This is a genomic window from Blautia sp. MSK20_18, from assembly GCF_020553125.1.
Classification (GTDB): Bacteria; Bacillota; Clostridia; order Lachnospirales; family Lachnospiraceae; genus Blautia_A; species Blautia_A fusiformis.
The window spans coordinates 1-13,683 of the sequence record NZ_JAJCGR010000003.1; the positions used below are offsets into that span (position 1 = coordinate 1).

Sequence of the window (13,683 nt, forward strand, 5' to 3'; positions counted from 1 at the left end):
TTGCTATATATTATGTTAAATTCCTGAAAGTATTTTCTTTGCGTTCTCCAGGTTATTTTTTCCATTTATTTTTAGATATACTTTACTGATTTCAGAAGGCTCTCCTATTTCTCTGCAGAGATCCTGTGCCTGGAAAATGGGTATGTAGATTTTCCTGGAACCTCCGTTTCTCTGGCTTTCTTAATGCCCTCGGCTGTGGCTTCTATCACGACAAATTCTTTTTCATTAGAGTTTAAAAGGACATCAATGTGCTGGCAGCAGTTACTTTCGCTGTTCTGCCTGTCAGGATAAAAGAATTGGTCTACGGAAATGTCCAGCAAGGTGACGATTTGGTAAAAGGTATTCAGGTTTGATTATGAGGACGATACGCAGTTTTATGTTTTAGTAGTATTTTATCTACATACTCGATGACAACATTGATAGATTGAAAGGATGGGGGTAAAATAAATGCGGATAAAATTTGAGACTCCATAATAGATACATATTTCTCTGCTATATTTGAAAAGTTGGAGGTGGAACAATGCAGAAGATTTTAATTGTTGAGGACGATATTGACATTCAGGATATATTAAAGAACCATCTGATTGATGCGGGATATGAAGTCGCTGTTGCTTCTGACGGTGTGGCGGGCATTGCAATGTTTGGGGATACCATCGACCTTGTGCTGTTAGACATCATGCTCCCTAAAATCGACGGTTATGGTGTATGTGAGGTCATTCGTAAGCGGTCACAAGTCCCTATTATTATGCTTACTGCGCTTTCGGATGAAGAAAACCAGTTGCGGGGTTTTGAACAGCAGATTGACGATTACATTCCAAAGCCCTTTTCGCCCAAAATCCTGCTGTGCAAGATTGCGGCTATTCTTCGCCGTAGGACTGTGGAAACTCAAAATCAATCCCTGCTTACTTATAAAGAGCTAAGTATGGACGTTGACGGATTCCATGTATATCAAGGCGGAAACGAGGTTGTTTTAACCAGCAAAGAGTTTGCGCTTCTTAGGCTTATGCTTGAAAATCAGGGAAAGGTCTTTACTCGGCAAATGCTACTTGACCGATTGTGGGAGGACGATTTGGAGGTCGAAGATCGGATCATTGACAGTCACATAAAGAACATTCGCAAAAAATTAAATGCTGACTATATAAAAACAATCAGAGGAGTGGGATACAGAGTTGACAAAGTACATTAAGCAACGTTTATCCGTTAAGATTTTTATAATTACATTTTTTCTACTGGGTACAGCTTGTAGCGGAACATATTTTTTCATTTCAAAGCTGTTACCTGCGACATACTCCAATTTGATAAATGTGTCCACAGCGAAAGCCGCTATGCACCTTGTTGAGCAAATGACAGCTTTTGACAATATATCTGATTGCGAAAATGATATATCTAATTTTTCAAAGGAAACAAATGCCGCTTTTTGGATTGAGGATAGTAACGGTCGTATGATATATCCCGACGAGGCATCAACGGAAACCTCTACTACTTCGGCAGATTGCACAGTTACATTCGATGAAGATGAATCGTTCATAGATATGCAACCGTCTGGGGAAACCACGACAAATTTTTACCCGTTCACGTTAAAAAACGGCACTGCTTATGCGTTGGCAGTTCAAACAGATTTGTTCGTTGTACAGCAGGCAACAAAGGTATTGCTGTCTATTCTTCCGTATGTTATCCTAATGGTCTTTCTGCTTTCGCTCCTTTGTGCATGGCTCTATACACGGTATATCACTAGACCTATTGTGCAACTGAGCAAGATTTCAAAGCAAATGACAGAATTGGATTTTTCCGGTCAATGTGGTACAGAACGAGAAGATGAATTAGGGTGTTTGGCGCAAAATCTAAATTCATTATCTGCTTCGCTATCCACTGCATTGAACGATCTTCAAACTGCCAACCAACAGCTCAAAACAGATATTGAAAAGGAACAGGAGTTAGAAAGACAGCGGGTAGACTTTTTCTCGGCAGCATCCCATGAACTGAAAACACCACTAACCATCTTGAAAGGACATTTGGCGGGAATGCTGAACGGAGTCTGCGGTTATGAAAACCATATAAAGTACATGGAGCGTTCCCTGGCCGTTGTTGATAGGATGGAAAAGTTGGTAAAAGAGCTGCTGTATGTTTCTAAAGCAGAGGGAACTCAAAAATCCGAATATAAAACCATTAATTTTGCGGAAATATTTCGGGTACAGATTGCCACTGTAACAGATTTATTGGAAGAAAAGGAACAGTGCCTTGAAGCAAATATTCCTACCCGTCTTTATTGTGAAGTGGAACAAGCACAGATGGAACGGGCGATTCAAAATATATTGGTAAACGCAACTCACTATTCTCCAAGTGGTGAACTGATTCGTATATCTTTGTCCGAAACGCATGGTATAATTCGTGGTGAAATTGAAAACACAGGTGTCCGTGTGCCTGACGATTCTATTCCACATTTGTTTGAAGCCTTCTACCGAGCAGATACATCTCGTAACCGTAATACCGGTGGAAGCGGATTAGGGCTTTATATTGTTGGCAAAATCATGGAAATGCATCGAGCAAATTACGGCATTTCAAATACAAACAATGGTGTACTGTTTTGGTTTGAATTGCCTTGTAAACAGCCAGTAGACAACTCCATCTAAAATCCATAATCCATGCAAACTATATCCAAGTTGCTTTGTTATATTATAGCTGTCCTCAAGAGGGCAGCTATAATTCTTATAAAGCGAGGTCTTATCTATGAAGAACAAAAAAATTTTGGCAATAGGCTTGTGCGGAGCAATCTGTTTAAGCATTGCAGGGGTTACTTATGCAAGCGCATTGGCTTCGGACACACCAAAGGTTTCAACATCCGAAACGGGAAACACATCCAGCGCAGATATTCTCTATCAGGATACAGACGGTGGACAAATCAGCGTTGACGGTAAAAATTGGGTTACCGAGGCAGATTATGAGAAGAACAATGCAGCACCAGATGTGCAGTGGTGGACAGCTGATGAATATGAGGCGTGGATGAACGAACAGAAAAAAGAAATGGAATCTTTGATTGGAACCGGAGATGGTTGGTATGATGGGGAAGGCGTATTCCATGAATTTACACAGGAAAGCGTAGCTGCTATGATGGACAGCTATAAAGGAACTCTGGAAAGTATCAAAAAAGGAGTATTGTATTCCAAAGACAACGGTGACGGCGATACCTACTCCATGATTCCACCTACTGAAGATGTAGTTTCCTCTTATAGTGTTGATATAACAAAAGATAACGGAAAAGCAGTACACATCGGGGATTATTCCACAGTTGAGGAATTAGACAAAGCTATTTCTGATGCAGTTAAAAATGGTCAACTCACACAAGAAGAAGCGGACTCCGTTCAGAAATAATAACTAAGCCATTCTGCCGGTCGATGGCAAAAGAAAAAAAACCGTCGTACAGCAGACAAATTGATACGCCCATTTAAAGCAGCGGCCCGCCGCGAGACCATTTCGAAGGCAATCGCCGAATTGCTATATATTATGTTAAATTCCTGAAAGTATTTTCTTTGCGTTCTCCAGGTTATTTTTTCCATTTATTTTTAGATATACTTTACTGATCTCAGAAGGCTCTCCTATTTCTCTGCAGAGATCCTGTGCCTGGGAAATGGGTATGTAGATTTCGTTGCCTTCTGTTACTACAGCGGCTTTACAGGGCATATATGAGGTTTGCGGTCCTCTTGCGGAATTGCCGGATAAAGTGGTAAGATCATCTATGGCTTTGGAAGTTTCCTTCTCTTTTTCATCCAGGGAATAAAAAATATTCAGGTTTTCACCCATTTCTAAAAATTTTTCCTGTTGTTTTTTTGAAATGGCATGATTATTATAGTCTTTCATATCCCGTAGGGAACCATTTCCCAGCAATAACAACGGCATCTTCCCCAGTTCATTCTGAGTTGGATTTTTTCCAAACGCATTCATATCAATTCCTGAAAAAGTCGTTGTTTCCGTATAATCTTCAATTTTGATGACAACCGGGACTTCTATGACTGGCCAGATTTCTTTTATACCTTTTATCTTCTTCGCTTTCTGCAAAAAATCTTCATCATAAGCCAGATCTCCAAGTGGGAGCAGCACAGTAAATTGCCGTTTTTCTTCTTTCATGCCTGCCAGCAGAATTCCTGATAATGTAAGTGTCAATGTCAGCAGAAGTATGACAAATAAGGTAAAGCTGTCTATTTTTTTTCTTTTCAATGAGAAGCCGCCTTTCTCGCTTCTTCAAGAAGGATATTTTTCTTATGAAGCTTTCTGACCAGAATCAGGATTATGGAAATAAGCAGTACTGCAACAACTGCAGCTATGGAATACCACCAGTTATTGGTTTTCTCCTGGTCATCTTCAACCTTTAAAGACTTTATCTGGGTTTCTTTGATTTCAGAATCAAATTTTATTTCTTCCTCATACGATTTGCCATCGGCATCCTCATACGTAAGGATTAATTGACCTGCACATTTTCCTGTTTTTCCTTTTACATATATGCGAAGACTTCCCTGGGATAAATCTCCGGCCTCTATGGTCCCTAAGAATGCAGTATCGTTTGAGCTTAATTCATCAGCTTTTAAGCTGACACTTGCATTATATATTTTGTCTCTTCCTAGATTCATTGCTTTTACCGGGATTTCTACTGTATCCATAGCGTATAAAACAGATGGAATATCTGAAGCTTCCAATTTAACACGAACCGGTTGGATGATCTGAAAAGACAGTAATTCTGTACCGGTAGTTGCCGTTGCTTTCGAATCTTCATAATCCAGAGAAAAAGTAATGACAGCCTGGCCAGGATCACAGTTTTCTGTTATAGTAATCATCTGTTCCAAAGTAATTGCTTCACCAGGAGCCAGGACTTGTACATAAAAAGAGTTTTTCTCAAATTCGATTCCTTTGTTCTCTGTAGAAAGGGAAATTTTTAAACCAAATACATTTTGACTGCAGCTTTTATTTCGAAATGTCAGCGACATTTCTGTTGTAGAACCAGCCTCCAATCGTCCACCTGAAAGATTGCTGTCTTCTAATAATACCTGCGGTTTATGTAATATTTTTTCACTTGATGAGTCTGATGTTGAATTACCTCCTCCCCCACCGCCCGAATACCCTCCGTTGTCTATAACCGGATCTGTTATCTGTGGGGCGTCACCGTCCTCCTGATTATCACTGTCTATTACAACATGAAAAGGATTCGATTTAGAACCATCACCAAAGTCATCTCCTGATGTAAAAATATCCGGATCCGGATTTTCTTTATCGTTATCAGCTTTATCAGGAGTCTTTTCATCCTCTGCCGGAGGTTCGGTACTCGGAGGTTCGGTACTCGTAGATTCATCCTCTTTTTCATCAAGGGTTAACGAGTTGTCATTCTCATAAGATACGGACGGATCCGAGTCCGTAAATCCTTCTTCAGCAGATGTAATCTCCGTGTTTTGAGGCTCTGTGGCAAAAACGGTAGCTGGAAGAAATATTATTGTCGTACACAATACTAATGCCGTTTTTACAAATAAATTTCTCATTATCAGGCAGTCCTTTCTCTTAAGATTCCTCCATCCATTTCATATACGTGGTCACATAAGATTCTGATGTCCTCTTCATTATGGCTTGCCAGCAAAATGGTTTTTCCTGCTGCTTTTAAATCCAGCAGCAGTTCTCTTATTTCTTCCACGCCATGTTTATCCAGTCCATTAAACGGCTCATCCAGGATCAAAAAAAGAGGATCTTCCATAATGGCCTGTGCTATACCAAGGCGTTGACGCATTCCAAGGGAATATTTTCCGACTGGTTTCTTCATGTCCGGATCCAATCCTACCCTTTTTAAGACTATGCGGATATCGGCCTTCGAAATCCGGCCATTCATGTCTGCCAGGATCTCCAGATTTTTAAAGCCCGTATATTGTGTAAGAAAGCCGGGAGTCTCGATAATAACTCCAAGACTCTCAGGAAAATCCACATCATGGCCTATTTTTTTCCCGAATACAAAAATAGTGCCCGTAGTTACAGGAAGAAACCCACAGATGCATTTCATAAGGACGGTCTTTCCTGAACCATTATTTCCAACAATCCCATAGACGTTCCCTGTTTTCAAGGAAAGATTTACTTCCTGTAACACGATGTCTTCACCGAAACGTTTGGTCACGTGTTCTATTTTTACGCAGGTGTTCTGCATCATTCCACTTGCTCTTTCCAGATCACAGACCAGACTAAATATCCCTTCAGATTTCTTCCAATCTTCCATATAAAACACCTCCCAGAATTCCCAGCATTACTAATAAAAACAACAGTAGAAATAGCCAAACTCCTATTTTGTCCGGTCCCCAATTTTCATCAGCCAGTATCCATTCTACTGGATAAAACCATATCTGATTCTTAAAATAGCGGTCATGAAGGATAATTCCGAAATAAAAGCTTACAAAAGGGATTCCATATGCCATGTAAGCAGAATCCCATAAAATCCCGCAGCTTCCACCGAAAGTACTTATGATACTTCCGATAAGTCCTGTCCGAAATGCCTTCATGAGTAAGTCCAGAAGTGCTTCTTTCTGAATAGCACCCTTTATCTCCAGCGGATAGAACACAATAAAATTGATAAAAAGTACCATTAGTATAGATAACGTCCAGACCATAAAACCAGATACCATAATGGAAAAAACTTTACCTTCGATATACTGTCTGCGAGTCGTTCTGGGAAGTATCTCCTTTAAAAATCCACTTTTATATTCTTGCAGAATGGAATCACTCCATGGCAATACGGCTGCTACCGGAATGGCAAAAGATACTGCCTGACTTTTTAAGGAACCTTCCAGTATACTGATAAAAGTACTACATGTCAGTGCTTTTTTTAAGCTGGGATAAGTCTGTCCAATGGCTATGGAAATGCAGGCTATCAGCCATGCTGCCAGAAAATTCTTATTAAAAAACATACGTTTTGTTTCACCCCACATAGGTTTTCCCCCTTCCGATCATGTCTTTTCTCCAAGAAATTCAAAGGTATATTTTTTCATCCGGTTAATTGCAAAAACTGCAAGAAGAACTAAAATACCCAGAAAAAACATGTAGGAATGCGTGATTTTCGGAAGCAATGGGTCATAACCTAAGTTATGTTTTCCGTATACTGCCTGGTTCAGAGGACTGATCCAGCAGATTAATACATTTACCTGATACATTTCGTATTTTTCTTTATGTAAAATTGTAGCCAGTACTTTCGGGTCCAATAAAAAACCAAAGACACTGTAAAGAAGGCCAAAAATCATCCCCTTAGTCTTCCCTTTATAGAGATTTCCTACAAGGATTACAAAGCTTAAGGTCAACGAATAACAAAACAGAAGGAAGAAAACCTGCAGCATACAGCCATAGGGTGAGATACTTTCCATGACCCTTACTGTAGAAGGGACCTGCAGGTTTTTTCCTAATTCTGAATAACCAAGCATGGCCGCAGTTTCGCTCCACAGGTTACCTGGATAACTCTTTTTCATACACAGCACGGCCGTAAACAGCAGCATCAAAACCGTATATAAAACAGTTACAAGAATAACATAAATGAATTGACCTAAAAGCCATTTCCTCTTGGTTGTCCGGGTCAGCTGGTATGGAGTAATAGGTGTCATCTTCGGCAGGTCAGAAAACATAAGAAGCAAGAGCAGCGAACTGGACAGTACTGCTATCCCATCCCCAAATGTCCAGATAAATGGTTCAATGGCCTGTACCGGTGTATCGTAGGTCTCCATTACAACCATGATTCTGCCTGTAAGCAGGAAACTAAGTACAAATTCTAACAGAAATACAAAAATAACTTTGGGATTGCGTAAAAATCCGAAGAAATTGTACCTTACAATTCCAAATACCTGTCTCATGTCAGTAACCCAGATTCCGGTCTATGATACTGCCATCCACGGCATTAATGGTAAGGAAACTTTCATTCGGATCTTTACTGGTATTTGATTCTGTTTCTCCGTTATATTCACTTTCTGAAGTCATGCTGCCGAAAAAATCCCAGACGGGGATCAAAATACCTGTGTGTGCGTCAGTAGACGGCTCATATATTCTGGCATAACCAAGAACGATCCGATCAATATTATAGATCCTGGAATTTTCATATTGCATATTATCAGCGTTTGTTACCACCATCATTTTTTCATAAATTTTCATAATCTCGCTGAATGAAAGAAGATTTAAATTCTCTGTCTTTATGTTACCAATTGTGTAGGGATTTGAATAAGTCATGCTTTCTATGCCATCTTTATCGACATAGAAACAGAGACTTTCATAAGACCATGTTTCCATTGTACTATCCATATCTTCCAATGCCCCACCGTCTGCAATTGTCTGAGTTACCGGCACACCATTTATGGTACGTGCATAGTCAATTCTATATCCATTTCCAAAATTACCTGAACTATTATCGCCTTCAAAACTTTTGCACACCGCGTAATTCCAGTTAGAAAACTGTAAATCTGTGATGCCCATTTTTTCAACTTTTTCCTTTGCAAGTTTTTTTGCTTCATCCAGGGACAGCCCGATAGATTCTTCTGTGGGTTTTTCTTCCTCTTCAGAATATCCGTAATCACACCACATTGCATCCTCCGGTATTTTTTCCCCGCCCTTGTTTGCTGCTTTCTTGATCTTGACTGACAAGGTATCGGAGCCATCGGAAGATATTTTATAATAGAATTGTGAATCGTCTGGCATTTGTGCAATACAATCGAAAAAATTTCCGGCAACAGGTTTTGCCTCTGTCAGGGTTTTCTTTTCCGGAGCAGTTTCGTATTCCTGTTCCCATGTCTCAATATCTTCATAGATATCATAGACATAATTCCCATCATCATTTGTTCCATAGTTATACGGATCCAGGTTTCCGTTTGCAACGTCTTCTTTTAGTTCATCCAGAGTTTTTTTAATTTCATCCTTTGTCTTCACGTAATAACTATCCATGGTATAAAGTTTTGCCTCTGAGAAGAATGCGTTTGTAATACGGTCGAGAAGCTCCTGGGTAACTTCTGCCGCGGTGACAGAAATAGCAGATATCTTTTCCACTTCCGGAATTTCTACGCTTGCATCTGTATTTACCACGAGCTTGGCACTGTCATCTTCCACATGGCTTTTATAATTTTGAGGAGCATCAATGAGATTCCTGATGGTTGTCTTTGACTCTGAACCGTCATCGTTCTTACTTTCAGATGCTTCTCCTTTAGAACCGCTAACATCATCCGCTTCCGTATAAGCATCTACAGCCTTGCTCCCCTTCGGCTTTACCAAAGAAGAATCCGGGGTCTGTGCGCATCCTGTAAACATTCCAATACAAAGCACTATTCCTGCAAACTTTCTTATGTTTTTTCTCATTTCTGGTAATATCTCCTTTCTAAGGTTGTTATAAGTATATCATCGAGCATTACACCAAATCTTTCGCGATTTGTAACTGATATGTAAACGTTAGTGTGATTACCAGAAAACAGAGACGGTAGTTCCTTTTCCCGGATTGCTTTCAATCTTCAGTTGGAAATCGTGCAGTTCTATAATTTTCTGACATAAAGAAAGACCAAGTCCTACACTTCCTTTTGCCCTGGAACGAGATTTATCTACCATATAAAATGGTTCCGTCACCATTTCCAGATCCTCTTTCGGTATTCCCTTTCCAAAATCCTGAACCATCAGATGGTCTGGGGTTGCCTCAAGCACAATTTTAGATTCTTTCCTGGAAGCTTTGACTGCATTATCAATTAGATTTGTCACTACACTTATCATTAAGTCCTGATCAAACTTCTTTACCAATTCTTTTGGTTCACAAAATACATCAAGAGAGATGTTTTTTTCTTGAAGCCTGCAATCAATGAGTTCTTTTACTTCTTTCAGAAAGTTATCCACCTGTATTTCAGCTGGATTGAATGAGTCTTCCGAAGCTTCGTAGAGTCCGGTTAATTCCAGCATTTTCATAGAAAGTCTTGAAAGCCTGCGACATTCATTTTCAATATAAATCAGAGCCTTCTCCTGCCTTTCCGGGGTTAGGCGCACAGTAAGCAATGTATCTGCATAGCCTATGATTGCAGTCATTGGGGTCTTCAGCTCATGAGCCAGACTTCCAATAAGCTGTTTTTGTGTCCGGTTTATGTTAGAAAGACTTTCAATTTGTTCTTTTATTTTACCTGTCATAAAATTAAAGGTTGCACCTACCTGTGCAAGTTCTGTATTTCCCTCTGACGGTACTTTAAAATCATAAATACCTTCAGAAACAAGAAGCGTAGCTTCTCTTAGGCTTGTAAGCGGTGCTGTGATTTTTCGAAGGCTCAAATAAAGGATAATTCCCATCACCACGATCAAAGATAAAGTAAATCCACCCGTCTGAAAAAACAGCAGATGACTTTTTTCTATTACATCTGTTATATCTTTATAAGTAATAATCTGATATCCCATATTTACATTGCCATAGTAAAATAACAAAAGTGTCCTTCCATTTATCTGACTGATCATAGGGCCATGACCGTCACTGTTGCTGCCATGATCCACCATGTTTGCCTTACTTTCACATAATTCTCTTAACTTTTTTACATCGAATTCATAAACAGTTCCATTATAGATCATTTTTCCATCAAGATATAAAACCGCGCTGTCATGAAAAACCTGCCGAAAAGCATAAGTAACTATTTGGGGGCGCATTTCGTTGTCGGCATTCTGTTTCTGATTGTCAGAAAGGCTTGTTTTATTTTCAAACTGTAAGATATTTGTTCTGAATATACTGCTTTCATAACTGTTGATATTCTGTATACTCTGATTTTTCCAACAATAAGTGGTATAGAGAAAGATCCCTGACGATACCAACAAAATGATACATGTAGTCTGAGAAAAGATCTTTATTAAGAGTTTCATAAATCCACCTCAAGTCTGTAACCGATTCTGGGAATTGTTTTAATCTTATCCTGCCAGCCAAGCTTTTTCCTGATACGACCCACATGTGCATCCACAGTTCTTGTTTCTCCGCAGAACTCTTCATTCCACAGTTCCTGCAGAATCTGATTCCTGGTCAGTGCTTTATTCGGATTTTTGGCGAACACCATGAGGCAGTTATATTCCATTGGCTTTAAATAGATTTCCATGCCCATTTTTGTAACAGTACGACTAGCAGTATCAATGATGACATCACCAATTTGAATCTGTTCTTGTACAGTGCCATTACGTTCCAGTACTTTTTCAAGACGGACCATCACTTCCAGCATTTCAAATGGTTTTACAATATAATCTTCTGCACCGTCTTTTAATCCCTTTATCTTGCTCGCGATATCTCCCTTTGCGGTAAGAAATATTACGGGGATTTCATACTGCTTCAGTTTCGGTAACAGGCTATAGCCGTCTCTTCCGGGAAGCATGATATCTACAAGTGCACACTGAAACGCATGATCTTGAATAATTGCTTCATATGCCTCATTTCCATCCAGATATCCTACTGTTTCATACCCTGCAATCTCCAGATTCATACATAGCAGGTCATTGATTGACATTTCGTCTTCTATCACAAGAATTCTTGCCTTCAAAATTATCACCTCACATGTTTTTATAACTATCTTTTCACAGGTTAATTATACATTAAATTCTATATTGCAGTTGTAACTGATTTGTAACAGCAAAAAAGGAAACCAAAACCATTCTGTGAGAATAGTTTTGGTTTCCATACGTAGCCGGATTCCTTTCATTTACCTTTATCAGATTGTGTCATTTAAGTCACATCCACTGATGATGCGATTCCATAAGTTCTCCCGCTTGTCCATTCCTTTGGTAAAATAGGGAAGTCTTTCCTCTTCCAGCTCTTCCAGACGAAGCACATTTCCATTCAGATAATTGTCAATCCGGTATCCTGTACTTTTAAGTCTTGTAATTACGCCACCAATTTTTATATCCAAAATCTCATAACCAAATGGCTTTGCATCGTTCATCCAGATTTTTTCTCTTGATGATTTCATCTCTGTCAGATTGCAGATGATTCCAGGAATAACATTCTGACTGATATTTTTCAACGCTGCTCTATCCGATCTGTCATATGCTGATTTTATACACATGCCCAAATCGGCTTTATCAGCTAATACCGCCGCCAGTTTTTCATAAAATGAGAATAAAAGCTGATATTTTCCTGTTTTTTTTGCACATTCCTTCATACATTTCTGTATGTTTTGGTAGTAAGATTTTGTATTGACACCTGATTCTTTCACATGATAATCAAAAATGCCTAACATTGGATCCTGGTATAACAGATATTTTGAAGGATTTTGAGCCTCTTTATTCTCTTTCGTATTTAAGAATAAGGAATCAAAATTGTCAAGTGCCATAAAATCATCAAATTCTCCGCCTGTGCAGTCCCTGAACTCCTGCTTAAGGATTGTTTCGTCATAGTCTCTGTGAAAATCAAGGTGTGCAAAAAGTACAAGTCCCGGAAGCAAAGCATCCACCGGGGTTTCTGCACCATTATCCATCCATGCTGTACAGAGCACCTCTTTTATATTGTATTTTTTACAAGTAGAAAGAGCTGCTTTGGTACACGCATAGGTCTTAGAATAATTGGGGGAAATTCCGTTCCAAATCCAAGATCCTCCTGCAAAAATAACGTTATCCGAAAACTGCGCATGGATATCCAGCATTTTTTCATAGGTTCTGGTATCAGCATGATAATAGTCCCAATATACTAATCCTAGATCTTTTTTCGGTTTTTCCCATTTGGAGCAGTCCGTGTTTTCGGGCAGATCATAGTATCCGCCTGTAGAATTTGCTGTAATGTACATGTCACTCCATATCATAGGCTTTAATTCTAATTTTCTGCAAATATCTACGACCCTGTTACAATGTTCCCTGATTATCAGTGACCCTTTTTTATATCCATTTTCTTTTAGATAATTTCCAAGTCCCAGCATGACAGCCTCATCCATTCCAAGATGTACCCTGTTGGTAGAAAAATTCTCCTTTACTGAGCTGAGCAGCTTTTCAATAAACTGATAAGTTTCCTCTTTTTCAGGCTGGAGAATGTCCGCAGAATCACGAATCTTATCCATTCCCGGCCACTTCAGCGCATTGTGCAGATGAGCCAGGGTCTGAATACACGGAACAAGCTCTACCCCAAACATGGAAGCGTAAGCATCCAGTTCTTTTATTTCGTCCTTGGTGTATTTTCCACGATAAGCTCCAAAATAAGGCTGCTCCTCTACTTCATAGGTATCTTCTGTATAAAGCATGAGTACATTCATTCCAAGTTTTGCCAGTGTCTTGATCAGGAATTTCACCTTTTCAACTGTAAATACAGCATTTCTGGAACAATCCAGCATAAGACCGTTTCTTTCAAAACAGACATGCTCTTGATATTGAAATTCATCCTCTTTCATATGATGTATGGCATAATTAAGTGCGCGGTAATAATGAGATATTTCCCGACAGATGATACGAATCTGGTTTTCTCTTTTATTTATCAATATTTCTGGTCTGTCCTGAAATTTAACAAACAATTCTATGTTTTGGTTGAAACCGTCATTTTCAGCCAGCAGTATTTCAGTACCTTTTTTAATAGTATTATATTCTTTCTTATCAGATGAAAAAACAATGTTCATAAGCATTCCTCTTTCTTTAGGAATTCTACTCTTCTTAACAAATCAATCTTTTTTAGCAGAGTATCCCCCTGTCAATGTTCTATTTTATTCGTTTGTAAATAAT

Annotated in this window: 12 protein-coding genes and 1 pseudogene; 3 read left to right on the forward strand and 10 right to left on the reverse strand. The window is 39.1% G+C overall.

What is annotated here, in order from left to right:
* Positions 1-104: 104 nt before the first annotated feature.
* Positions 105-347 (reverse strand): annotated as a pseudogene (locus tag LI091_RS02555) (hypothetical protein); the annotation flags it as partial.
* A gap of 173 nt (positions 348-520) precedes the next feature.
* Here LI091_RS02555 and LI091_RS02560 point away from each other — a divergent pair.
* The 3 genes from LI091_RS02560 (at position 521) to LI091_RS02570 (ending at position 3,369) form a co-directional block, all read left to right on the forward strand.
* On the forward strand, positions 521-1,186 hold the full coding sequence (locus LI091_RS02560) for a response regulator transcription factor (RefSeq protein WP_173738962.1): 666 nt from the start codon (positions 521-523) through the stop codon (positions 1,184-1,186).
* The gene (locus tag LI091_RS02565) at positions 1,170-2,630 is read left to right on the forward strand and encodes a sensor histidine kinase (protein WP_174096142.1); all 1,461 of its coding nucleotides are present in this window, start codon (positions 1,170-1,172) and stop codon (positions 2,628-2,630) included. The genes LI091_RS02560 and LI091_RS02565 overlap by 17 nt, the downstream gene beginning before the upstream one ends.
* 97 nt (positions 2,631-2,727) lie before the next feature.
* Positions 2,728-3,369: a hypothetical protein gene (locus tag LI091_RS02570; RefSeq protein ID WP_265190761.1), complete on the forward strand. Its 642-nt coding sequence runs from the start codon at positions 2,728-2,730 to the stop codon at positions 3,367-3,369.
* Positions 3,370-3,504: 135 nt separating this feature from the next.
* On the opposite strand, the gene LI091_RS02575 is transcribed toward LI091_RS02570, so the two are convergent.
* The 9 genes from LI091_RS02575 to LI091_RS02615 all read right to left on the reverse strand — a co-directional run bounded on the left by LI091_RS02575 (position 3,505) and on the right by LI091_RS02615 (position 13,580).
* Complete coding sequence (locus tag LI091_RS02575; RefSeq protein ID WP_227574034.1) at positions 3,505-4,212, reverse strand: hypothetical protein; 708 nt, start codon at positions 4,210-4,212, stop codon at positions 3,505-3,507.
* Positions 4,209-5,522 (reverse strand): hypothetical protein, encoded by a 1,314-nt coding sequence (locus LI091_RS02580; protein WP_118753120.1) that lies wholly within the window; start codon positions 5,520-5,522, stop codon positions 4,209-4,211. Before LI091_RS02580 ends, LI091_RS02575 begins: the two co-directional genes overlap by 4 nt.
* Positions 5,523-5,524: 2 nt before the next feature.
* On the reverse strand, positions 5,525-6,175 hold the full coding sequence (locus LI091_RS02585; protein WP_044925097.1) for an ATP-binding cassette domain-containing protein: 651 nt from the start codon (positions 6,173-6,175) through the stop codon (positions 5,525-5,527).
* A 43-nt stretch (positions 6,176-6,218) separates the two neighbouring features.
* A complete protein-coding gene (locus LI091_RS02590; RefSeq protein WP_244091979.1) occupies positions 6,219-6,947 on the reverse strand; it encodes an ABC transporter permease in 729 nt (242 codons plus the stop codon).
* An 18-nt stretch (positions 6,948-6,965) separates the two neighbouring features.
* Complete coding sequence (locus LI091_RS02595; protein WP_015524961.1) at positions 6,966-7,856, reverse strand: hypothetical protein; 891 nt, start codon at positions 7,854-7,856, stop codon at positions 6,966-6,968.
* Between the two features lies 1 nt (position 7,857).
* Positions 7,858-9,342 carry a DUF6034 family protein gene (locus LI091_RS02600; RefSeq protein ID WP_265190762.1) on the reverse strand — a complete coding sequence of 495 codons (1,485 nt, stop codon included), beginning with the start codon at positions 9,340-9,342 and terminating at the stop codon, positions 7,858-7,860.
* 99 nt (positions 9,343-9,441) lie between these two features.
* Complete coding sequence (locus LI091_RS02605) at positions 9,442-10,863, reverse strand: sensor histidine kinase (RefSeq protein ID WP_015524958.1); 1,422 nt, start codon at positions 10,861-10,863, stop codon at positions 9,442-9,444.
* Positions 10,860-11,525 (reverse strand): response regulator transcription factor, encoded by a 666-nt coding sequence (locus tag LI091_RS02610; RefSeq protein WP_005423065.1) that lies wholly within the window; start codon positions 11,523-11,525, stop codon positions 10,860-10,862. Before LI091_RS02610 ends, LI091_RS02605 begins: the two co-directional genes overlap by 4 nt.
* Positions 11,526-11,693: 168 nt before the next feature.
* Positions 11,694-13,580, reverse strand: a complete 1,887-nt coding sequence (locus LI091_RS02615) for a beta-N-acetylhexosaminidase (protein WP_049946998.1) — start codon at positions 13,578-13,580, stop codon at positions 11,694-11,696.
* Between the last annotated feature and the right edge of the window lie 103 nt (positions 13,581-13,683).